The organism is Pseudomonas sp. FeS53a (assembly GCF_000931385.1).
Taxonomy (GTDB): domain Bacteria; phylum Pseudomonadota; class Gammaproteobacteria; order Pseudomonadales; family Pseudomonadaceae; genus Metapseudomonas; species Metapseudomonas otitidis.
Map to the genome: position 1 here is coordinate 1 of NZ_JYFT01000059.1, position 21671 is coordinate 21671.

General features: G+C 67.1%; 17 protein-coding genes and 1 pseudogene. 6 read left to right on the forward strand and 12 right to left on the reverse strand.

Annotated features, from left to right (window positions below; all coding sequences use genetic code 11):
* Positions 1 to 331 (forward strand): annotated as a pseudogene (locus SZ55_RS17940) (patatin-like phospholipase family protein); the annotation flags it as partial.
* A gap of 24 nt (positions 332 to 355) precedes the next feature.
* On the opposite strand, the gene SZ55_RS28110 reads toward SZ55_RS17940, so the two are convergent.
* The 9 genes from SZ55_RS28110 to SZ55_RS28115 form a co-directional block, all read right to left on the reverse strand.
* The gene (locus SZ55_RS28110; RefSeq protein ID WP_152644509.1) at positions 356 to 835 is read right to left on the reverse strand and encodes a hypothetical protein; all 480 of its coding nucleotides are present in this window, start codon (positions 833 to 835) and stop codon (positions 356 to 358) included.
* Between the two features lie 232 nt (positions 836 to 1067).
* Positions 1068 to 1733 (reverse strand): phytanoyl-CoA dioxygenase family protein, encoded by a 666-nt coding sequence (locus tag SZ55_RS17945; RefSeq protein ID WP_044409285.1) that lies wholly within the window; start codon positions 1731 to 1733, stop codon positions 1068 to 1070.
* 92 nt (positions 1734 to 1825) lie between these two features.
* A complete protein-coding gene (glsB, locus tag SZ55_RS17950; RefSeq protein WP_044409287.1) occupies positions 1826 to 2734 on the reverse strand; it encodes a glutaminase B in 909 nt (302 codons plus the stop codon).
* A 261-nt stretch (positions 2735 to 2995) separates the two neighbouring features.
* Positions 2996 to 3685, reverse strand: a complete 690-nt coding sequence (locus SZ55_RS17955; RefSeq protein WP_044409289.1) for a response regulator — start codon at positions 3683 to 3685, stop codon at positions 2996 to 2998.
* Between the two features lie 268 nt (positions 3686 to 3953).
* Positions 3954 to 6617 (reverse strand): sensor histidine kinase, encoded by a 2664-nt coding sequence (locus SZ55_RS17960; RefSeq protein ID WP_044409302.1) that lies wholly within the window; start codon positions 6615 to 6617, stop codon positions 3954 to 3956.
* On the reverse strand, positions 6614 to 7165 hold the full coding sequence (gene kdpC, locus SZ55_RS17965) for a potassium-transporting ATPase subunit KdpC (protein ID WP_044409304.1): 552 nt from the start codon (positions 7163 to 7165) through the stop codon (positions 6614 to 6616). Before kdpC ends, SZ55_RS17960 begins: the two co-directional genes overlap by 4 nt.
* A gap of 79 nt (positions 7166 to 7244) precedes the next feature.
* A complete protein-coding gene (gene kdpB / locus SZ55_RS17970; RefSeq protein ID WP_044409311.1) occupies positions 7245 to 9299 on the reverse strand; it encodes a potassium-transporting ATPase subunit KdpB in 2055 nt (684 codons plus the stop codon).
* A 12-nt stretch (positions 9300 to 9311) separates the two neighbouring features.
* On the reverse strand, positions 9312 to 11012 hold the full coding sequence (gene kdpA / locus SZ55_RS17975; RefSeq protein ID WP_044409313.1) for a potassium-transporting ATPase subunit KdpA: 1701 nt from the start codon (positions 11010 to 11012) through the stop codon (positions 9312 to 9314).
* 8 nt (positions 11013 to 11020) lie between these two features.
* A complete protein-coding gene (locus SZ55_RS28115) occupies positions 11021 to 11110 on the reverse strand; it encodes a K(+)-transporting ATPase subunit F (RefSeq protein WP_069566518.1) in 90 nt (29 codons plus the stop codon).
* A gap of 534 nt (positions 11111 to 11644) precedes the next feature.
* On the opposite strand from SZ55_RS28115, the gene SZ55_RS17980 reads away from it, so the two are divergent.
* Positions 11645 to 14851, forward strand: coding sequence for a PKD domain-containing protein (locus SZ55_RS17980; protein ID WP_052807628.1), 3207 nt, complete (start codon positions 11645 to 11647; stop codon positions 14849 to 14851).
* Between the two features lie 65 nt (positions 14852 to 14916).
* On the opposite strand, the gene cysK is transcribed toward SZ55_RS17980, so the two are convergent.
* A complete protein-coding gene (cysK, locus tag SZ55_RS17985; RefSeq protein ID WP_044409315.1) occupies positions 14917 to 15891 on the reverse strand; it encodes a cysteine synthase A in 975 nt (324 codons plus the stop codon).
* Positions 15892 to 16024: 133 nt separating this feature from the next.
* Here cysK and SZ55_RS17990 point away from each other — a divergent pair, with 133 nt between their 5' ends.
* From SZ55_RS17990 to SZ55_RS18005, 4 genes are all read left to right on the forward strand, one after another.
* Entirely contained in the window at positions 16025 to 17152 is a 1128-nt protein-coding gene (locus SZ55_RS17990; protein WP_044409318.1) for a DUF748 domain-containing protein, read from the forward strand.
* A gap of 142 nt (positions 17153 to 17294) precedes the next feature.
* Positions 17295 to 18140, forward strand: a complete 846-nt coding sequence (locus SZ55_RS17995) for an AAA family ATPase (RefSeq protein WP_044409321.1) — start codon at positions 17295 to 17297, stop codon at positions 18138 to 18140.
* A 63-nt stretch (positions 18141 to 18203) separates the two neighbouring features.
* On the forward strand, positions 18204 to 18599 hold the full coding sequence (locus SZ55_RS18000; RefSeq protein WP_044409326.1) for a GFA family protein: 396 nt from the start codon (positions 18204 to 18206) through the stop codon (positions 18597 to 18599).
* A gap of 29 nt (positions 18600 to 18628) precedes the next feature.
* Positions 18629 to 19807 carry a vWA domain-containing protein gene (locus tag SZ55_RS18005; RefSeq protein ID WP_044409328.1) on the forward strand — a complete coding sequence of 393 codons (1179 nt, stop codon included), beginning with the start codon at positions 18629 to 18631 and terminating at the stop codon, positions 19805 to 19807.
* A gap of 158 nt (positions 19808 to 19965) precedes the next feature.
* Here the strand turns inward: SZ55_RS18005 and SZ55_RS28120 are convergent, their stop codons facing one another.
* Together SZ55_RS28120 and SZ55_RS18015 are read right to left on the reverse strand one after the other, a co-directional pair.
* On the reverse strand, positions 19966 to 20838 hold the full coding sequence (locus SZ55_RS28120) for a hypothetical protein (RefSeq protein ID WP_152644510.1): 873 nt from the start codon (positions 20836 to 20838) through the stop codon (positions 19966 to 19968).
* 29 nt (positions 20839 to 20867) lie between these two features.
* The gene (locus SZ55_RS18015) at positions 20868 to 21281 is read right to left on the reverse strand and encodes a hypothetical protein (protein WP_152644511.1); all 414 of its coding nucleotides are present in this window, start codon (positions 21279 to 21281) and stop codon (positions 20868 to 20870) included.
* Positions 21282 to 21671: the final 390 nt, after the last annotated feature.

Consider the following 21671-nt stretch of genomic DNA (forward strand, 5'->3'; position numbering starts at 1 on the left):
GCCCGACCCGTGGACCGACGACAGCGCCCGCCCCCAGGCCCAGCAACCCGCCGCCGCCCCGGAACGCGAAGGCGCCCCACGCTCGGCCAGCGGCTCCCAGGTGGTCGCCAGCGTCGGCCCCGCCTCCCTGCTGGAGCTGGTCAACCAGAGCTTCGAGGTCATGCAGACCTCCCTCGCCCAGTACAAGATCGCCGGCTACCCGCCGGACATCCTCATCAACGTGCCCAAGCGCGTCTGCCGCTTCTTCGAGTTCTACAAAGCGCCGGAGCTGATCCAGCTGGGCCGGCAAATCGCGCGGGATACGCTGGAGCGGTATGAGGAGTTGCACTGAGGGAACCGCTACAAAGTCGCTTGGCTACAAATGGATTTCTTGGCAATGAACTGTCAGATCAGCTTCATTATTTTTGGCCAATGCCTCGTAATAATCACAGGAGCCATCATATTCAATTGAAAACAACACCCCTTTCACACACCAAATTCTTGCAATCAACTTCTCCCTTGGAGACGAGAGAGCGTTAATTATCGCTTCGGCAAGTAAGTGCTCGTCATTCTTGCCAGTAAGCTCCATGCAATTCTCAAATACTGGCCGCCCACCCCTCATTCGATAAAAATCGACCTCAATCCCACCAGGCAGACGTTGAATCTTATTTATACCCAGAACTTGCGAATCCCATATGGGATGGACGCACTCAGGCAGACTGGCTCTTACTGCCAAGAGAATTCTTCGCTCAAGCTCAGTCAGTTTATTAGAAGAGAAAAAATTCTTTATAAAATTAAAAGGCGACATATCTATTCCCTGACAGCGACGAACCCGAATTTTTTTGCCATCATGCACTACAAACTCTTCACCTGATACAACTCAGTGAATTGCCACTACAAAAAGTACGACGCTAAGCAGCAGAGCATTTCGGACCTCAAATATCCCATCCGAAGGTGCAGATAAAATCCCATCCCGGGAGGACCGTTCCATTACATAGCCGGGAAACCAGATTGGGAACGTGCATGCGTTGGCAGAGTAGCTCTGTAGCCTTTCAAGCGCTGCAATTTCTACACTTCACCTCTGCCCCTCACCCCTCCCCCACCTCGAAATACTCCACAGGCTCCATCCGCACATAGCGCAGCGCGGCGGTGGCCTGGTGCTGGGCGTAGAGGGGCGCGGCGAAGTAGGCGACCAGCAGGGTGCGGCGTCGGCTGCCGAGGCGGTTGAGGCTGCCGGCGTGGATCAGGTCGGCGTCGAAGACGAGGATGTCGCCCGCCGAGCCGCTCAGTTGAATCGCATGGGATTCGTCGTCGAAGTCGACGGGAGGCGCTGCCAGGTCGGGGCGGTGGCTGCCGGGGATGAGGCGGGTGGCGCCGTTGTCGGGGCCGTAGTCGTCGAGAAAGACCAGGGCGTTGACGGTGTCGCCGGGGCGCTCGGCGGAGAAGTCGCGGTGCAGCCGCTGCCTGCCGCCGTTGGGCAGGGGCTCGCGCCCTTCCACCTGGGCGAGGAAGAAGCGCTCGCCGATCAACGCGCCCACCACGGCGAGCAGCGTCGGCAGGCGGCACACCGCGCGGACGCCGGGGTCGAGGTCCAGCAGTGCGTGCTGCCAATCCTGGCCGCGCGGCACCGGCCATTCGGCGGAGGGTTTCACCCCGGCGTCGAAGGCGCTGCGCAGGCCCTCCAGCCAATCGGCCGGCACCGCCCCGCGCAGCAGCGCGAAGCCATCCCGGTGAAGCTGTTCGCGTTCGTTCATGGCGTGCTCGATGTCCCTATCGGTGGCCGTGGGGGGGGGATCCGGTGCGGCGGATGATCAACCGACCCGCGCCCCACCGGCATTGATCATCGTCAGAAGATCGACCAGCCGATCCGCGCGGAGAGTTCCTCCAGCGCCGCCATGCCGGCCACCGAGTTGCCGGATGCATTCAGCTCCGGCGACCAGACGCACACGGTGAACTGCCCCGGCACCACGGCAACGATGCCGCCACCAACGCCGCTCTTGCCCGGCAGGCCGACGCGGTAGGCGAAGTTGCCGGCCTCGTCGTAGAGCCCGCTGGTGGCCATCAGCGCGTTCACCTGGCGGGTCTGCCGGGCGCTCAGCACGGTTTCGCCGCTGTGCACGTTGACGCCCTCGTTGGCCAGGAAGCTGAAGGCCCGCGCCAGGTCGGCGCAGCTCATGCACAGCGCGCAGTGGTGGAAGTAGCTGCGCAGCACCTCCTCCACGTCGTTGTGGAAGTTGCCGAAGGACTTCATCAGGTAGGCCGCTGCGGCATTGCGCGAGCGGTGTTCGTACTCCGAGCGCGCCACCACCGCATCCGATACCACCTCCGGGTTGCCCGAGAGGCGCCGCACGAAGTCGCGCATGGAGAGGCTCGGCGCGGCGAAGCGCGACTGGTTGATGTCGCAGATCACCAGCGCCCCGGCGTTGATGAAGGGGTTGCGCGGCACGCCACGCTCGAACTCCAGCTGCACCAGCGAGTTGAACGGCTGGCCCGACGGCTCGTGGCCCAGGCGCTCCCAGATGGCCTCGCCGGAATGCTGGAAGGCCTGCACCAGGCTGAACACCTTGGAAATGCTCTGGATGGAGAACGGCAGGTGGCCGTCGCCGGCGGTGTACAGCTGGCCGTCGTTGCCGTACACGGCGATGCCCAGCTGGTTGGCGGAAACCCGCGCCAGGGCCGGGATGTAGTCGGCAACCTTGCCGGTGCCGATGAGGGGGCGTACGTGATCGAGGATGTCGTCGAGCAGGGCTTGCATCGTGAGAGGGTCCGAACGGGTAACCAAGCGGGTCAGGAATAGGGCACCTCTAAGAACGTAGGCGAGGCAGTCAGCGCAAGGCAAAAACAGGCGAAAAAGCGCAGTTTACGTGCGGTAAATGAGCATTTTGAGCCGGTTTATAACGCCGCGATGACAACGCAGGTAGTTTTTAGAGGCGCCCAATAAGCGCTAGACGACGGATTCACCGCGCACAACACAGGCACCGTCGCAAATACCGCGACAGGATCGCAGGCGCCGCCCCTAACCCTCCAGCAGGCGGTAGCCGACGCCGGCCTCGGTGACGATGAAACGCGGCGCGGCCGGGTCGTCGCCGAGCTTCTGCCGCAGGTGGCCCACCACCACCCGCAGGTAGTGGGTGTCCTCGACATGGGTGGGGCCCCAGATGTCCTTGAGCAGTTGCTGCTGGGTCACCACCCGCCCGAGGTGCCGCGCCAGCTGGGCGAGCACGGCGTACTCCTTGCGGGTCAGGGCCACCTCCTGGCCGTCCAGGGTGACGCGCCGGTAGGCGAAATCCAGGTGCAGCGGGCCGCTGCTCACGCTGGCCTCCTGGGGCTCGCCGCCGCCCTGGCGCAGCAGCACCCGCACCCGGGCGAGGAACTCCTGGATGCCGAAGGGCTTGGTCACGTAGTCGTTGGCGCCGTTGTCCAGCGCCAGCACCTTCTCGCCCTCGCTGGCCCGCACCGAGAGCACCAGCACCGGCACGTGGGACCACTGGCGCAGCTCGGCCAGCACGGCCTGGCCGTCCATGTCCGGTAGGCCGAGGTCCAGCACCACCAGGTCGGGCCGGCCGAGGGCCACCTGGGCCAGGCCCTCGGTGCCGTTGGCGGCTTCGAGCACCTTGTGCCCCTGGGAGGCCAGGCTGATGCGCAGGAACTTGCGGATCTGTGCTTCGTCGTCGATGACCAGCACAGTTGATTGGTTGGTGCTCATACAATCCTTCATCGAAAACCGTTGGCTACCGGTAGCAACCCAGAGCAGCAACGCCGCGCCGGGTTACTCGCGGCGGTCCTGCGGCCCGCATGGCGAATGAATTCGCCCCTACAGGTCGCTTCTAAGAACGTAGGCGAGGCAGCCAGCGCAAGGCAAAAACAGGCGAAAAAGCGCAGTTTACGCGGGGTAAATGAGCATTTTGATCGGACTCGCGCACGAGCCTGTTTTTAACGCCGCGATGGCAACGCAGGTAGTTTTTAGAGGTGCCCTACAGCGGGTCATCGCCCGCCTCCTCCTCCAGCACCGGCTGCGGGTGCAACGGCAGGTGCAGGGTCAGCGTAGTCCCCCGACCCTCCAGCCCCTCGCCGACGCTGACGCGGCCGCCGTGGGCGCCGACCATGCCCTGGCAGATGGCCAGGCCCAGGCCGGTGCCCTGCCCGCCCCGGTCGCCCCGGGCGGCGGTGTAGAACATATCGAAGATGCGCTCGCGCTCGGCCACCGGGATGCCGGGGCCTTCGTCGCTGACCGCCAGGCGCAGTTCGTCGTCACCCGCCTCCACCGCCACCCGCAGGCGGCCGCCGGTGGGCGAGAAGCGCGCGGCATTCTCCAGAACGTTGACCAGCGCCTGCTCGATGAGTGCCGCGTGCACGTAGAGCAGCGGCAGCGCCTCGGGCACCTGCGTCTCCACCTTCAGTGGCGCCAGCACCGGGCGCAGGCGTTGCAGGGCGCTGGCGACGATGTCCACCGGCGCCACCCAGTCGCGGGCGAGCTTGAGGCCGCCGTGGCCCAGGCGTGTCATGTCCAGCAGGTTCTGGATGTAGCGGTCCAGGCGCTCGGCCTCGTCGCGGGTGCCCTCCAGCAGTTCGCGGCGGTCCGCCAGGGGGATCGCCTCGCCCAGGGCCAGCAGGCTGTCGATGGAGCCGCGCATGGCCGTCAGCGGCGTGCGCAGGTCATGGGAGACGGACGCCAGCAGCGCGCTGCGCAGCTGTTCGGTCTCGCCGTGCAGGCGCGCGGCCTCCAGGTCCTCCGCCAGCTGGGCGCGGGCCAGGGCCTGGGCCAGCGGCTGGCCGAGGGCGGCCAGCAGGCGGCGGCGCTCGGCGGACAGCGGCTGGCCATCACGCGGGGCCACGCCGAGCAGGGCCAGCGGGCCGTCCTCGCCGCTCAGCGGCAGCCACCACCAGCGCCCGCCCGGCAGCGTGCCGGTGCCCAGGCCGGCGCTCTGTTCGTGCTGCCAGGACCAGTCGGCGGCGGCCCGCTCCTGGTCCGCCAGCAAGCGCTGCACGCCGGCTTCGATCTTCCACAGCCCGTCACGGCCACGGCCCAGCAGGCACACCTCCAGGTCGCTCCAGGCCTCGAACTGTTGGGTGGCCGCCTTCATCACCGCCTGGCGGTCAGTGGCGGCGGTGAGCTTGCGCGAGAGGTCCAGCAGCGCCGTGGTTTCCGCCTGGGTGCTGCGCAGGGCCTGCACCTGGCGACGCTGGCGCGAGGCGAGGTTGCCGGTGAGCCCGGCCATGAGCAGGAAGAACAGCAGGGTCAGCACGTCTTCCTGGCGGGCGATGGTCAGGGAAAACACCGGCGGGATGAACAGGAAGTCATAGGCCAGGAACGACAACCCGGCACACACCAGCGCCGGGGCCAGGCTGCTGCGCACCGCCACCAGCAGCACGGCGGCGAGGAACACCAGGGAGATGTTCGGCAGCGCCAGCACCAGGTGTGCCCCCCAGGCGATGCCGCTGGCGGCCAGCACCGCGCCCAGCGCCAGGCCATAGTCGCCCGCCGGCACGGGATCGCGCCCATTGGGCGCGGGGCGGGCGTCCGGGTCGGTGTCGAGCACGCTGATCTCCAGCCCCTGGCCATGGCGCAACAGGCGTTCCGCCACGCCCCGGCCCAGCCAGCGACGGCGCAGACGCTGACGGCTGCGCCCCACCAGCAGCAGGCTGGCGCGGCGCTCGCGGGCGTGGGCCAGCAGGGTTGAGGCCACGGCCTCGGCACGCAGGGTCACCACCTCCCCGCCCAGGCGCTCGGCCAATTGCTGGGCGGCTTGCAGGCGGGCGCGGCTGTCTTCGTTGCGGGTGCGGCCGGTGTCCACGTGCACCAGGCTCCAGGGCAGGTGGCGGCGCTCGGCCACCCGGCAGGCATGGCGCACCAGGCGCTCGGCCTGGTCGTCGCCGTCCACGCCCACCAGCAGGCGGCCGCGCACCGGCGGTGCCTCCTGGCCCTGCAGGCGGTAGCGCCGCGCCAGGTCGGCATCCACCCGCGCGGCGGCGGTCTGCATGGCCAGCTCGCGCAGGGCGGTGAGGTTGGTCTGGGAGAAGAAGGCGTCGATGGCCGCGCGGGCCTGTTCCGGCACGTAGACCTTGCCTTCGCGCAGGCGCTCCAGCAGCTCGCGGGGCGGCAGGTCGATGAGGAGGATCTCGTCCGCCTCCTGCAGCACCCAGTCCGGCACCGTCTCGCGCACCTGCACGCCGGTGATGTCGAACACCTGGTCGTTGAGGGCCTCCAGGTGCTGCACGTTGACCGTGGTGTACACGTCGATGCCGGCGGCCAGCAGCTCCTGCACATCCTGCCAGCGCTTGGCGTGGCGGCTGCCGGGGGCGTTGCTGTGGGCCAGCTCGTCCACCAGGGCCAGGCGTGGCGGGTGGGCCAGCAGGCCGTCCAGATCCATCTCGGTCAGCGGTACGCCCCGGTACTCCAGGCGTCGCTGGGGTTGTTGCGGCAGGCCGGCGAGCATCGCCTCGGTCTCGCTGCGGCCGTGGGTCTCCACCACGCCCACGCGCAGGTCGACGCCCTGGCGCCGTTGCGCCTGGGCGGCCTGGAGCATGGCGTAGGTCTTGCCCACGCCGGGCGCGGCTCCGAGGAAGACTTTCAGGCGGCCACGCCCTTCGCGGGGCAGTTCGGCCAACAGCGCATCCGCGCGGCCGGCATCACTCATTCGGGCATCTCGTTCAGTCTCAGGTTGAGGGCCAGGACGTTGACCACCGGCTCACCGATGGCCGGCCGTTCGGTGTAGCGCTCCACCAGGCGCTCCAGCTGCTCGGGCGGCAGGTGGCGGGCGGCGGCGATGCGCGGGATCTGGTAGCGCGCGGCGGCCGGCGGCAGGTGCGGGTCGAGGCCGCTGCCGGAGGTGGTCACCAGGGCCATCGGCACCGGGCCCTGGGCGTCGGCCAGCAGGCGGTTGGCGTCCTTGTTGATGCGCTCGGCCAGGGCCGGGTTGCTCGGCGCCAGGTTGCTGGCCGCGCTGGACACGGTGGCGTAGTCGCCAGCGGAGGGGCGCGGCTGGAACCACTGCGGGCCGTCCACGGGCTGGGCCAGCAGGCGGCTGCCACGCACCTCGCCCTGGGCATCGCGCACCAGGCTGCCGTTGGCCTGCTCGGGGAAGGCCACCTGGGCAATGCCGGTCACGGTGAGGGGGTAGGCGACGCCGGTAATCAGGGTCATCAGGGCCAGGAGGCTCAGGGCGGGTCGAAGTTGCGAAAGCATATTCAGTTCCTCGATGGAAAGCGAAAGCGACCGGGGGCGGGTGTGCCCCCGGTCCTCCTCTGGTAGGAGGGGGATGGCGTCACACCAGTCCGATGACGGTCAGCAGCACGTCGATCACCTTGATGCCGACGAAGGGCGCTACCAGCCCACCCAGGCCGTAGATCAGCAGGTTGCGGCGCAGCAGGCTGGCGGCGTCCGCGGCCTGGATGCGCACCCCGCGCAGGGCCAGGGGGATCAGCGCGATGATGATCAGCGCGTTGAACACGATGGCCGAGAGGATGGCGCTCTGCGGGCTGTGCAGCTGCATCAGGTTGAGCACGCCCAGCTGCGGGTAGATGCCGGCGAATAGCGCGGGGAGGATGGCGAAGTACTTGGCCACGTCGTTGGCCACCGAGAAGGTGGTCAGCGCGCCCCGGGTCACCAGCAGCTCCTTGCCCACCTGCACCACGTCCAACAGCTTGGTCGGGTCGGAGTCCAGGTCCACCAGGTTGGCGGCCTCGCGGGCGGCCTGGGTGCCGTCGTTCATCGCCAGGCCCACGTCGGCCTGGGCCAGCGCCGGGGCGTCGTTGGCGCCGTCGCCGCACATGGCCACCAGCTTGCCTTCGCCCTGCTCGAAGCGGATGCGCGCCAGCTTCTTCTCCGGCGTGGCCTCGGCGATCACGTCGTCCACCCCGGCTTCGGCGGCAATGGCAGCGGCGGTCAGCGGGTTGTCACCGGTCACCATCACGGTGCGGATGCCCATGCGGCGCAGCTCGGCGAAGCGGTCGCGGATGCCGGGCTTGACCACGTCCTTGAGGTGGATGGCACCCAGCAGGCGGCCATCGGCGGCCACCAGCAGCGGCGTGCCGCCGCCCTGGGCGATGCGCTCGACCTCACGGGCGAGCACCTCGGGCATGCCGTCGCGCTCCATGCCGACCCAGGCCAGCACCGCGTCCACGGCGCCCTTGCGGTAGCGGTGGCCGTTCCAGTCGGCACCGGAGAGGCGCGTCTCGGCGCTGAAGGCGATGGCGGTGACGGCCTCGCGGGCCGGCTCCTCCAGGGTATTGAGCGCACGCAGGTACTCGACGATGGACTTGCCTTCCGGCGTGTCGTCGGCCAGGGAGGCCAGCAGCGCCGCGTCGGCCAGTTCCTTGCCGCTGATGCCGGGGGCCTTGACCATCGCGCTGCAGCGGCGGTTGCCGAAGGTGATGGTGCCGGTCTTGTCCAGCAGCAGCACGTGCACGTCCCCTGCCGCTTCCACGGCACGGCCGGACTTGGCGATGACGTTGAGGCGCACCAGGCGGTCCATGCCGGCAATGCCGATGGCCGAGAGCAGACCGCCGATGGTGGTGGGGATGAGCGTCACCAGCAGCGCCACCAGGTACACCAGCGGCAGGTCGCCGCCGGCGAAGCGGGCAAAGGGCTGCAGGGTGGCCACCACCAGCAGGAAGATCAGCGTCAGGCCGATGAGCAGGATGTCCAGCGCCACTTCGTTCGGCGTCTTCTGCCGGCGCGCGCCTTCCACCAGGGCGATCATGCGGTCCAGGGTCGACTCGCCGGGGTTGGCGGTGATCTTCACCAGCAGCCAGTCCGACACCACGCGGGTGTTGCCGGTGACGGCCGAGCGGTCGCCGCCGGACTCGCGGATCACCGGTGCGGACTCGCCGGTGATGGCGGCCTCGTTGACCGCCGCGATGCCCTGGATCACCTCGCCGTCACCGGGGATCAGCTCACCGGCCTCGACGCGGACGATGTCGCCCCGGCGCAGGCTGCTGGCCGGCACCGTCTCGAAGGCACCGGAGGCCGTGCGGCGACGGGCGCCAAGGCCCTGGCTGCCAGCCTTGAGGCTGTCGGCGCGGGCCTTGCCACGGCCTTCGGCCAGGGCCTCGGCGAAGTTGGCGAAGAGCACGGTGAACCACAGCCACAGCGCGAGCTGCAGCGCCAGGCCGAGGGACACCGCCGGGTTGGGGATGAAGCAGAGCACGGTGGTCAGCACCGCCGTCAGCTCCACCACCAGCATCACCGGCGAGCGCTTGAGCTGGCGCGGATCGAGCTTGACGAAGGCCTGCACCAGCGCCGGCTTCCACAGCGCGGCGACGGTGGTGGCGGAGGGTTGCTTGGCGCCGGCCTTGGGCGCCTTCAGAGGGGCGTTCATCATGGTTCTCCGTTAGAAGCCCTGGAGCTGCGCGAGGTGTTCGGCGATGGGCCCGAGGGCCAATGCCGGGAGGAAGGTCAGGCCGCCCACCAGCAGGATGGTCAGGGTCAGCAAAGTGACGAACAGCGGGCCGTGGGTGGGGAAGCTGTCGGCACCGACCGGCGCGCGCTTCTTCGCCGCCAGGCTGCCGGCGATGGCCAGCACCGGGAGGATGTAGCCGAAGCGCCCGAGCAGCATGGCCAGGCCGATCATCACGTTATGGAACACCGTGTTGGCCCCCAGCCCGGCGAACGCCGACCCGTTGTTGGCGGTGCCCGAGGTGTAGGCGTACAGCGCCTGGCTGAAGCCATGGGCGCCCGGGTTGGTGATGGACGCGGCCGGGCCCGGCAGGCTCACCGCCAGGGCGCAGAACACCAGCACGCCCACCGGCATCACCAGCAGCGTGGCCACCAGCAGGCGCACCTCGCGGGCCTCCAGCTTCTTGCCCAGGTATTCGGGGGTGCGGCCGATCATCAGGCCGGCGAGGAACACCGCGATCAGCACGAACAGCAGCATGCCGTAGAGGCCCGCGCCGACCCCGCCGAAGATCACCTCGCCGAGCATCATGTTGAACATCGGCACCATGCCGCCCAGGGCGCTGAAGCTGTCGTGCATGGCGTTCACCGAGCCGTTGGACGCGGCCGTGGTGGTCACCGCCCAGAGTGCCGACGCGGCGGTGCCGAAGCGTGCCTCCTTGCCCTCCAGCGAACCCACCTGCTCGATGGGCAGCGCGGCCAGGGCCGGGTTGGGGCGGAACTCCGCCCACAGGGTGACGCTGAGGCCGACGGCGAACAGCACCAGCATGCAGGCCAGCAGCGCGCGGCTCTGGCGCAGGTCCTTCACGTAGTGGCCGAAGCTGAACACCAGCGCGGCGGGGATCAGGATGATCGACGCCACCTCGAACAGGTTGCTCCAGGCGCTGGGGTTCTCGAACGGGTGGCTGGAGTTCACGCCGAAGAAGCCGCCGCCGTTGGTGCCGAGCTGCTTGATGGCGATCTGGCTGGCCGCCGGGCCGAGGGGGATGACCTGGTCGGTGCCGCCCAGGGTCTTGGCGCTGACGTAGTCGGCGAAGGTCTGCGGCACGCCCTGCCACACCAGGAACAGCGCCAGCAGCAGGCACAGCGGCAGCAGCGCATAGAGGGTGCCCCGGGTCAGGTCGACCCAGAAGTTGCCCAGGTCCCGCGTGCTGCGCCGGGCGATGCCACGGGCCAGGGCCACCAGCACGCACAGGCCCACCGAGGCGCTGACGAAGTTCTGCACACCCAGGCCGACCATCTGGCTGAAGTAGCTCAGGCTCGCCTCGCCGCTGTAGGACTGCCAGTTGGTGTTGGTGACGAAGCTGACGGCGGTGTTGAACGCCAGGCTCCATTCCAGCCCCGGCAGGTGCTGCGGGTTCAGCGGCAGCAGGTGCTGCAGGGTGAGGATGCTGAACAGCAGCACCAGCCCGGCGGCGTTGAACGCCAACAGCGCCAGGGTGTAGGTCTTCCAGTCGTGCTCGCGCTGCGGGTCGACGCCGGCGATGCGGTAGCACAGGCGCTCCACCGGGGCGAACAGCGGGGTCAGGAAGGTTCGCTCACCCTCCATGGCACGGTAGATGTAGCGCCCGATGAAGGGCGCCGGCACCAGCACCAGGAGGAAGAAGGCCAGGATCAGGCCGTAGTCCTGTACGTCCATGGCGCCCCCTAGCCACGCTCGGCGCGCAGCAGCGCGACCAGCAGGTAGATGAAAAGCCCCGTGGCCATGGCCAGGGACAACCCGTCGAGAATGCTCATGTGTAGTGCTCCGTGATGCGGACGGCGCCGCTTTGGGCAAATTCTCGACAAGGGGGGCGTAAAGGAACGAGCCACGGAAGGGCCTGGCGGCATAAAGATCGCGTAAAGAAGTGGGCCAAGTGCCCGTCTGCCGGACTCCCAGCGCCTGGGCAGCACGCCGCGCTGACGCGAAGCGAGGAAGGCTCGGGCGGGGACAGTGTCCTTCAGGCGGGCGAGCCATGGGAGTCGGCAGAACGCGTCGGAAGCGGAGCGCTCCAGCCGAAGTCCTGCGCCCCCGACCGTCCACCGCCTACCCCCTCCCACGCCCGCTGCCGAGTGCCAAAACGCCCCCGGCGTGATCCATCCCGGCAGCGGGAAACGCCCTGCCGAACCGCCCGTTTCGGACCTGTCCGAAAATCCCCCCGCTTCTTTTACAGCGGCCCGAGGCCGTGCCTACCATCGGCGCGCCGGCAACCAACCCTCCCACTGAACGAACACCAGCCACAGGCTGGCGAGCCCGCGCGCCTTCGGGCGGAGCAGGCTCAGGAGTGCTTTATGCCGAGCTTCAAGATCAACCCCGTCTGCCGAGGCATCTGCCTCTGGGCAGCCTCACTGGGCACCCTGGCGGCCCTGCCGGTGGCAACAGCCACTGCGGCCGACTCCGCCACTGCCCACCACGCCAGCGCCACGCGGGAAGTCACACTCACCGGCCAGTTCATCGACCTGCAGGCCCTCAAGCCGGGCACGGCGCGCGGCGGTGTCGCCGCCCTGGGCACCGAGCAGTTGCGCCAGGAGGCAGGCCTGAGCCTGCTGCGCACCGGCGCCGAACCCATCGAGCATCAAGCCGGGCTCAACGTGTACGTCGGCCAGACCCTGGGGGCGGCTCGCAGCCTCTCGGGCCCTGGTGAGTTCTTCCTCGCTGCGCGGGACAACGGCAGCTTCGTCGCCCTGCTGCCCGAGGCCAACGCCATCATCCGTGGCTCGGCCGACGGGGAGCAGGTGCTGACCCGCTTCGACACCCCGCACGCCTTCCACCCGAGCCAGGTCGACTACGTCGAGCAGGTGCTCGAAGAAGTCCCGGGCATCCTTGAGCAGCGCGGCCAGCGCAGCCTGCTGGTGGACCGCAGCCAGGCCGGAGAGATCGTGATCGACCTGCTGGCCGGCTTCTCCCAGAAAGCCGCCGATTACATCGGCGACCACGAGGCCTATGCCCTGGCCCAGGTGGCCCTGGTCAACCGCGCCCTGAAGCAGTCCCAGGTCGAAGGGGTACGCATACGACTGGTGGGCACCCAGGTGATCGCGGACGACCACCCCATCACCACCGACACCCTCGGCAAGCTGTCAACGCTGTTCCGCGATGGCATGCGCCAGTACAGCCCTGACCTGGTGGCCGGCTTCATCATGGGCACCCCAGGCGTCGACACCGCCGTGGGCTGGGCCTACGTGCCGGGGCGCTACTCGATCAACTACATCAACTCCCCCACCACCTTCCGCCACGAAGTGGCCCACAACGCCGGCGGCAGCCACTGCCCGGACGGCAAGAGCTACCGCTTCGGCTACAACAACGGCCGGGTCGGCACCATCCTTTGCGGCAACCAGGTGCCCTTCTACTCCAACCCGGACCTGCGCGACGTGCAGGGCATCCCCCTGGGCGATGCCAGCACCGCCAACATGGCCAGGGTCTGGCGCGAGAACGCGGCACGCATGTCGGCCTACAGCCCGGCGGTCGTGCCCCTGCTCGAGGAGATCAAGCGCGAGGTGCTGAAGGAGCGGGTCAGCCTGGCCAAGAACCAGTGGCGCAACTTCGTCATCGAGGTGCCCGAAGGCAGCCGGCGCCTGCTGATCAGCACCGCCCAAGGCGAGGGCTACGACCGGGGCAACGGCCGCTCCCAACTGCTGCTGCGCCGGGGGGCCCTGCCCAGCGACGCCCAGTTCGACGCCCGTTCGACGCTGAACAACCAGCCCTTCCTGGCACTGGACAACCCGGCCCCGGGCCGCTGGCACCTGGCGATCCGCGCAGAACCCAACAAGCCGGTGGACGACATCTACCTGGACGGTGCGCTCTACGCCGCCACCCAGGACACCGCCCAGGCGCGCTACCTGAAGCTGGTGGCCGAGTCCTCCATCGACGGCAAGGAGCGCGCCAGCGCCGCCGAGCTGCACCTGGCGGATGCCCAGGGCCGGCTGCTGCCCCGTGACGGCTGGCGGGTGCACTCCGTCAGCAGCGCCATCCCCGCTTCGGCGAGCGGCGCCCACGCCATCGACGGCAACACCAGCTCCTACTGGACCACCGTGCCCGGTGATCGCTACCCCCACCAGATGGTCATCGACCTGGGTGGCGAGCAGCGCTTCTCCAGCCTCAACTACCTGCCCCAGCAGGTGCGCGACATGGAGGGCAACATCAAGGGCTACCGCATCTACGGCAGCGACAACCCCAACGGCAACTGGACCCTGCTCGGCCAAGGCGAATTCAGCGCCAGCAACGAAGCCCAGGCCGCCCCGCTGAAGGCCGAGGACGCCGGCAAGCCGCCGGTGGTGGTGATCCAGGGCCCGGCCTCGGCCGAAGCCGGCCAGAAAGTGCAGCTGGACGCCTCCGGCTCCAGCGATCCCCAGGGCAGCGCCCTCAGCTACAGCTGGTCCGTGACCCCGGCGCTGGACTTCGACATCGACGGCCCGCGCCTGACCCTCAAGGCCCCGGAGCACAGCAGCGACACCCGCTACCGCTTCAGCGTGACGGTCAGCAACGGCAAGCAGACCACCACCCGCGTGCACGAGCTGCTGGTCAAGGCCGCCAGCGGCGCCGGTGCCACCTGCGAAGCCACCTGGCAACCCGGCACCGAGTACCTGCAAGGCCACAAGGCCCAGTGGAAAGGCCGCCTGTACGAAGCCCGCTGGTGGACGCGCAACAACGAGCCCGGCACCGCCGCCTCCACCGGGGCGGACGGCAGCGGCAAGGTCTGGCGTGACCTGGGCCCCTGCGAGGCCAGCGGCACGCCCGAACAGCCGCCGGTGATCCTGCCGCCGGTGCCCGCCATCAGCGGGCCGGGGGATGCCAAGGCCGGTGACCGTGTGCAGCTCAGCGCCTCTGCCTCCAGCGACCCGAACGGGCTGGCCCTCAGCTACCGCTGGAGCGTGAGCCCTGCCCTCGCCTTCCAGAGCGACGGCGCCGGCCTCAGCTTCACCGCGCCGCGCCTGGACAAGGACGCCGACTACACCTTCACCCTCACCCTGGGCAACGGCCACCACGAAGTGACCCGCACCCACAAGGTCCGGGTGAAGGCCGAGGCTCCGGCGATCCTGCCACCCGTTGCAGCCATCAGCGGACCAACGGAAGCCAAGGCTGGTGACCGCGTGCAGCTCAGTGCCGCCGGATCGACAGACCCGAACGGACTCAACCTCCGCTACCGCTGGAGCGTGAACCCTGCCCTCGCCTTCCAGAGCGACGGCGCCGGCCTCAGCTTCACCGCGCCGCGCCTGGACAAGGATGCCGACTACACCTTCACCCTCACCCTGGGCAACGGCCACCACGAAGTGACCCGCACCCACAAGGTCCGGGTGAAGGCCGAGGCCGGCCAGCAACCCGGTACCTGTGCCAGCCCCTGGAGCGCCTCGGGCACCTACTGGGAAGGCAACAAGGTGACCCACAAGGGCCGCACCTACACCGCCCGCTGGTGGACCAAGGGCAACGAGCCCGGCAACCCGGCCTTCACCGGTGCCGACGGCAGCGGCAAGGTCTGGCGTGACGAGGGTGCCTGCCGGTAAACCCCAACCCCGCCAAACGAAAGAGGCCGCCCAGTGGGCGGCCTCTTTCATTGCGGGCAGCGGGATTACTGCTGCAGTTCCTGCTCGGTGAACAGGCCGTCGAAGAGCATGGTGGACAGGTAGCGCTCGCCCGAGTCAGGGAGGATCACCACCAGGGTCTTGCCCTGCATCTCCGGCTTCTCGGCTAGGCGCACGGCGGCAGCCATCGCCGCCCCGCAGGAAATGCCGCAGAGGATGCCTTCCTCACGCATCAGGCGCTGGGCCATGGCCTTGGCCTCCTCGTCGCTGACCTGCTCGACGCGGTCGACGATGGACAGGTCCAGGTTCTTCGGCACGAAGCCGGCACCGATGCCCTGGATCTTGTGCGGGCTGGGCTTCACCTCGTCACCGGCCAGGGTCTGGCTGATCACCGGCGAGGTCACCGGCTCCACCGCCACCGAGAGGATCGGCTTGCCGCGCTGCTGCTTGATGTAGCGGGAAATGCCGGTGATGGTGCCGCCGGTGCCGACGCCGGCCACCAGCACGTCGATGGCGCCGTCGGTGTCGTTCCAGATCTCCGGGCCGGTGGTCTTCTCATGGATGGCCGGGTTGGCCGGGTTCTCGAACTGTTGCAGCAACAGGTACTGCTCGGGGTTGCCGGCGGCGATCTCGGCCGCCTTCTCGATGGCGCCCTTCATGCCCTTGGCCGGTTCGGTGAGCACCAGCTCGGCGCCCAGGGCCTTGAGCACCTTGCGCCGCTCCAGGCTCATGGAGGCCGGCATGGTGAGGATCAGCTTGTAGCCCCGCGCCGCCGCGACGAAGGCCAGGCCGATGCCGGTGTTGCCCGAGGTGGGCTCCACCAGGGTCATGCCCGGGCGCAGGCGGCCGCTCTCTTCCGCGTCCCAGATCATGCTGGCGCCGATGCGGCACTTCACCGAGTAGGCCGGGTTGCGCCCCTCGATCTTGGCGAGGATGGTCACGCCCTTGGGGCCCAGGCGGTTGATCATCACCAGCGGCGTGTTGCCGATGGCCTTGGAGTTGTCTGCGTAGATGCGGCTCATGAACCGGTCCTCGAAGGTGGCGGGTCGATGGGAGAAAGGGGCCCAGCCTATGCCCAGGTGCCCCGGCAGTCCAGCCGAACCGAATGGCGCCGGCACAGTCCATCGGACATGTGCCAAACGCCGGAAGCACCCCATGAAGCGACGCTATGGCTGGCCGCTCAAGGCCCTGCTCACCCTCCTGCTGCTCCTGCTGGTGGCCCAGCTGACGCTGCCCTGGCTGATCCGTGACTACCTCAACGGCAAGCTCGCCGACATGGGCGAGTACCGCGGCCACATCGACGACATCGACCTGGTCTGGTGGCGCGGCGCGTACCGCATCAACGGCCTGTCCATCGTCAAGGCCGACGGCAGCGTGCCGGTGCCGCTGCTGGTCGCGCCGGGCATCGACCTGGCGGTGAGCTGGCAGGCGCTCTGGCAGGACCGCGCCGTGGTCGCGCGGGTGGTGTTCGAGGGCCCCGAACTGAACTTCGTCGACGGCGGCGCCGACAAGCGCCAGTCCCAGACCGGTGCCGGCACCGACTGGCGCGACCAGCTCAACAAACTGCTGCCCATCACCCTCAACGAACTGCGCGTGCTGGACGGCCGCATCGCCTTCCACAACTTCACCTCCACCCCCAGGGTGGACCTGGACGCCAGCCAGGTGAACGCCAGCCTCTACAACCTCACCAACGTCGCCGACAGCCAGGGCGAGCGCGTGGCCCGCTTCGAGGGCCGCGCCCAGTTGCTCGGCCATGCGCCCCTGGAGGTGGAGGCCACCTTCGATCCGTTCAAGAACTTCGAGGACTTCCAGCTGCGCCTGCGCGCCCGCGACATCGACCTGCCCCGGCTCAACGACCTGGCCCGCGCCTACGGCCGCTTCGACTTCCGCCGGGGCCAGGGCGACCTGGTGATCGAAGCCCGCGCCGACAACGCCCGGCTCAGCGGCTACATCAAGCCACTGCTGCACGATGTGGACGTGTTCGACTGGCGCCAGGACGTGGAGAACGAGGACAAGGGCGTGCTCCGCGCCCTCTGGGAGGCCCTCGTCGGCGGCGGCGAGACCCTGCTGAAGAACCAGCGCCGCGACCAGTTCGCCACCCGCGTGGAACTCAGCGGCAACGTGCACCAGCAGGACGTCAGCGCCTTCCAGGCGTTCATCGCCATCCTGCGCAATGCCTTCGTCGAAGCCTTCACGCCGCGCTTCGAACGTGCCCCGCCCGAGCGTGATGACGCCGCACGACCCACCGGAGGACAGGGCCCCGCCGCCGCCACGACGGACTAGGCTGCAAGGACCGTGACCGCCCATTCAGTGACTGAATGCCCCGTCTGCGTTCACAGTGCGCCGGGGCTCACGCTATAGTCGGCGCCTCCACCTGATACCGCGCGCCCGGCACTGCCGGTCGTTACCGTTCGAGGATTACCTGATGAAGTTCGAAGGCACCCAGTCCTACGTCGCCACCGACGACCTCAAGCTCGCCGTCAACGCCGCGATCACCCTGCAACGCCCGCTGCTGGTCAAGGGCGAACCGGGCACCGGCAAGACCATGCTCGCCGAGCAGCTGGCCGAAGCCTTCGGCGCCAAGCTGATCACCTGGCACATCAAGTCCACCACCAAGGCCCACCAGGGCCTTTACGAGTACGACGCCGTGAGCCGCCTGCGCGACTCCCAGCTCAACTCCGACAAGGTCCACGACGTCCGCAACTACATCAAGAAAGGCAAGCTCTGGGAGGCCTTCGAGGCCGACGAGCGCGTGATCCTGCTGATCGACGAGATCGACAAGGCCGACATCGAGTTCCCCAACGACCTGCTGCAGGAACTCGACAAGATGGAGTTCTACGTCTACGAGACGAACGAGACCATCAAGGCCAAGCAGCGCCCGATCATCATCATCACCTCCAACAACGAGAAGGAACTGCCGGACGCCTTCCTGCGCCGCTGCTTCTTCCACTACATCGCCTTCCCCGACCGCGAGACGCTGAAGAAGATCGTCGACGTCCACTACCCCAACATCAGCGGCGAGCTGGTGGCCGAGGCGCTGGACGTGTTCTTCGACGTGCGCAAGGTCCCGGGCCTGAAGAAGAAGCCCTCCACCAGCGAACTGGTGGACTGGCTGAAGCTGCTGATGGCCGACAACATCGGCGAAGCCGTACTGCGCGAGCGCGACCCATCCAAGGCCATCCCGCCGCTGGCCGGCGCCCTGGTGAAGAACGAGCAGGACGTGATGCTGCTCGAACGCCTGGCCTTCATGGCGCGCCGCGCCAGCCGCTGAGGCTGCCCCCCCCTCTCCCTTCCACGGGAGAGGGTTCAACCGCCCACCAAGGAGGCCCCAGCCATGCATAACGGCAGCTGCCTGTGCGGCGCGGTGAAGTACCAGATCGACGCGCCCATCGAATCAGCCACCCATTGCCATTGCGGCCAGTGCCGCAAGGGCCACGGCGCGGCCTTCGCCAGCTACGGCAACGTGCGGCGCGAGCACTTCCGCTTCACCGCAGGGCAGGGCCAGGTGGCCGCGTTCCACTCCTCCCCCCACGTGACCCGGACCTTCTGCCGCCAGTGCGGCAGCAACCTGCAATGGTTCGCCGACCACCCGCACCCCAAGTGGGTCTCGGTGGCCCTGGGCACCCTGGACTCGCCCCTGGGTGACGTCCCGCAGAAGCACATCTACACAGAATCCAAGGCCGACTGGTACGCCATCGCCGACGGCCTGCCCCAGGAATCCCGTTCCTGAGGCCCCACCGCTAGCAAGAGGGTGCAGCCATGCTGCTCAACCTGTTCAACGAAATGCGCGCCGCCAAGGTGCCGGTCTCGGTTCGCGAACTGCTGGACCTGATCAACGCGCTCAAGCACAACGTCGTCTTCGCCGACATGGACGAGTTCTACTACCTCGCCCGCACCGTGCTGGTGAAGGACGAACGCCACTTCGACAAGTTCGACCGCGCGTTCTCCGCCTACTTCAAGGGCCTGGAGAATCTCAACGAGCACATCGAGGCGCTGATCCCCGAAGAGTGGCTGCGCAAGGAGTTCGAGCGCCTGCTCACCGACGAAGAGCGCGCGCAGATCCAGTCCCTCGGCGGGCTCGACAAGCTCATCGAAGAGTTCAAGAAACGCCTGGAAGAACAGAAGGAACGCCACGCCGGCGGCAACAAGTGGATCGGCACCGGCGGCACCAGCCCCTTCGGCTCCGGCGGCTTCAACCCCGAGGGCATCCGCGTCGGCGACGCCGGCAAGCGCCAGGGCAAGGCCGCCAAGGTCTGGGACCAGCGCGAGTACAAGAACCTCGACGACCAGGTGGAACTGGGCACCCGCAACATCAAGGTTGCCCTGCGCCGCCTGCGCAAGTTCGCCCGCGAAGGCGCAGCGGAAGAGCTGGACCTGGACGGCACTATCGACCACACCGCCCGCGATGCCGGCCTGCTCAACATCCAGATGCGCCCCGAACGGCGCAACACCGTGAAGCTCCTGCTGCTGCTGGACATCGGCGGCTCCATGGACGCCCACGTGAAGGTCTGCGAAGAGCTGTTCTCCGCCTGCAAGACCGAGTTCAAGCACCTGGAGTACTTCTACTTCCACAACTTCGTCTACGAGTCGGTGTGGAAGAACAACCTGCGCCGCACCTCCGAGCGCACCTCCACCCAGGACCTGCTGCACAAGTACGGCGCCGACTACAAGGTGGTGTTCGTCGGCGACGCCGCCATGGCCCCCTACGAGATCACCCAGGCCGGCGGCAGCGTCGAGCACTGGAACGAAGAGCCGGGCTATGTGTGGATGAAGCGCTTCATGGAGAAGTACAAGAAGCTCATCTGGATCAACCCCTACCCCAAGGACACCTGGAACTACACCGCCTCCACCGGGCTGGTGCGGGAGCTGATCAACGACCAGATGTTCCCCCTCACCCTGCAGGGGCTGGAGGAAGGGATGCGCTTTCTCTCCAAGTGAAAAAGAAAGGGCCCGGAAGGGCCCTTTTCTTTGGCTGCTCTCGTGCTTTCAGAGGTCTGACAGACCGCTACTGATGTCACCTGTTTCGCCTTGTATGGCGAAACCAGAAATAGCAAAAGAGCGTGTTCCAAAGGTCGTACTCACTGCAGACGGAGCTTCTATTGATCTGCCGCCGGCGGTATGGACTGTGCGTTATGTTTCCGCAGGAACGCCAATATTCGTGGCTGACTGCCGAAATACCGGTCGCTGTCGAACAGTAGTGAACCTTGCTCAGATATCGATGCGTTCACATCAGCACCGTGCTCGATCAGCAACTCCAGCAGTTCCAGATAACCGGCAGCACGCGCCATGAAGTCTTCGTCCTGCCAAAGCAAAGCCGCACCCGTGGGCGTCAAGTCCAGCAAAGAACGCAAGATTGAGGCTCGCTGCTTACCACCATAGATAACAATCAGTCGCGCGAACTCGCATAAGTCAACCAAGCATGGGGATAGATCAATCCCCCGTGCCAATGCGGCCTTGATCGACTTCTCCAGTCCGTATTCCAGAAGTTTCAGAATCAGCGGCTGGCCATCGACCTCTATATCCAGACTGGCGCCTGCCTTGATACGCGTAGCCAAACGTACATCTTCACCATCAAGAACCAGGCTTTGAATTTCCTCGCGTTCAGACATTTGAACTGCGGGAAATTGCCTTCTGGAAATGGGTTCCCCGGCACGGTAGAAAAGCTCGCTCACATCGTCTGTTTGTCCGTGATAAATGCGAACCCGTACATACTTCGCTCCCCTGGCGTGCAATGCAGCGGCATGCCAAGACTCGAACATGCTTCCCGAGGAACCCTGAATGAGCAGATGCAGCGAGTTTCCTCTCCACTGGACATCGTTAACCCATGCGGGAGACCAATCGTCAGCCAGATGCTGTAGATCACTCGGCCACTCTTCGGTTTCGCACGCATGACGAAATACGTGGTGAAGAGGAACCAAAGACTCCTGTTCATCAGCCAGACACGTGATAGTGAAGTCGTTGCTAGACATGCAGCCTCCTTGCTTAAAAAGAGTCGTTATCAGTGATCAGCCTTTCCATTTTTCCGCATCAGCTCCACAAGTTCTTCGAGGCTCCTGGCAATGCGCTCATTGGCCTCGGCAGTTCGCTGAGCCAGGTTACGCGTTCGCTGCATGGCGATCCGCAGAACCAGCGGCATACAAACCAACATGAGCATCAGGGGGCCGAATGTGAAAAACAAACTGACCCATGGCGAGCCCCTCGAGGCTCTCTCGGCGGCATCTGCCGACAACGAAAGTCCTACCAGAAAAACGATCATGGAAACTTGCTTGAAATGGGATGACATAGCGACTCCTTGCTTGTACTGGATCAGCCAATCAAAGGCTGACGTATCGGATAACGGAACGTCGTACCGTTTCAGGCATAACGCGGCGGGCGATTCTATACAGCACCACTGCGGATCGTCAGCACGCATTACTGGGCCTGGGTAATCGCCACCAGACCGAATACGACAGGTCCCACCACTCGCCAGGCCACTCAATACACGCACCACTGCCGACTACGAGGCAGACTCCGTGTCGGCAGACCGCGCGAGGAGGCCTAGCGGCCTGCCGGGACCTGATACCGGTCTGCCAAACTCGCGCGGTCTGCCCTCCTGCTCCCATCAACGTCCGGCGATACAGTCATCTCGTCACGGCGGATCGCATGGGGAGACCTTCGGGTCTGCCGGCCCCTACTAGCCGGCTCGCCAACCCCATGCGATCCGCCGTGACGAGATGACTGTATCGCCGGACGTTGATGGGAGCAGGAGGGCAGACCGCGCGAGTTTGGCAGACCGGTATCAGGTCCCGGCAGGCCGCTAGGC

What these genes read in the sequence shown, in the direction of transcription:
- SZ55_RS18005 (WP_044409328.1), top strand. Translation starts at nt 18,629, where the DNA reads ATGCTGCTCAACCTGTTCAACGAAATGCGCGCCGCCAAGGTGCCGGTC.
- SZ55_RS18000 (WP_044409326.1), top strand. Translation starts at nt 18,204, where the DNA reads ATGCATAACGGCAGCTGCCTGTGCGGCGCGGTGAAGTACCAGATCGAC.
- SZ55_RS17990 (WP_044409318.1), top strand. Translation starts at nt 16,025, where the DNA reads ATGAAGCGACGCTATGGCTGGCCGCTCAAGGCCCTGCTCACCCTCCTG.
- SZ55_RS18015 (WP_152644511.1), bottom strand. Translation starts at nt 21,281, where the DNA reads ATGCGTGCTGACGATCCGCAGTGGTGCTGTATAGAATCGCCCGCCGCG.
- SZ55_RS17955 (WP_044409289.1), bottom strand. Translation starts at nt 3,685, where the DNA reads ATGAGCACCAACCAATCAACTGTGCTGGTCATCGACGACGAAGCACAG.
- SZ55_RS17945 (WP_044409285.1), bottom strand. Translation starts at nt 1,733, where the DNA reads ATGAACGAACGCGAACAGCTTCACCGGGATGGCTTCGCGCTGCTGCGC.
- kdpC (WP_044409304.1), bottom strand. Translation starts at nt 7,165, where the DNA reads ATGCTTTCGCAACTTCGACCCGCCCTGAGCCTCCTGGCCCTGATGACC.
- SZ55_RS28115 (WP_069566518.1), bottom strand. Translation starts at nt 11,110, where the DNA reads ATGAGCATTCTCGACGGGTTGTCCCTGGCCATGGCCACGGGGCTTTTC.
- glsB (WP_044409287.1), bottom strand. Translation starts at nt 2,734, where the DNA reads ATGCAAGCCCTGCTCGACGACATCCTCGATCACGTACGCCCCCTCATC.
- cysK (WP_044409315.1), bottom strand. Translation starts at nt 15,891, where the DNA reads ATGAGCCGCATCTACGCAGACAACTCCAAGGCCATCGGCAACACGCCG.
- kdpB (WP_044409311.1), bottom strand. Translation starts at nt 9,299, where the DNA reads ATGAACGCCCCTCTGAAGGCGCCCAAGGCCGGCGCCAAGCAACCCTCC.
- kdpA (WP_044409313.1), bottom strand. Translation starts at nt 11,012, where the DNA reads ATGGACGTACAGGACTACGGCCTGATCCTGGCCTTCTTCCTCCTGGTG.
- SZ55_RS28120 (WP_152644510.1), bottom strand. Translation starts at nt 20,838, where the DNA reads ATGTCTAGCAACGACTTCACTATCACGTGTCTGGCTGATGAACAGGAG.
- SZ55_RS17980 (WP_052807628.1), top strand. Translation starts at nt 11,645, where the DNA reads ATGCCGAGCTTCAAGATCAACCCCGTCTGCCGAGGCATCTGCCTCTGG.
- SZ55_RS17995 (WP_044409321.1), top strand. Translation starts at nt 17,295, where the DNA reads ATGAAGTTCGAAGGCACCCAGTCCTACGTCGCCACCGACGACCTCAAG.
- SZ55_RS17960 (WP_044409302.1), bottom strand. Translation starts at nt 6,617, where the DNA reads ATGAGTGATGCCGGCCGCGCGGATGCGCTGTTGGCCGAACTGCCCCGC.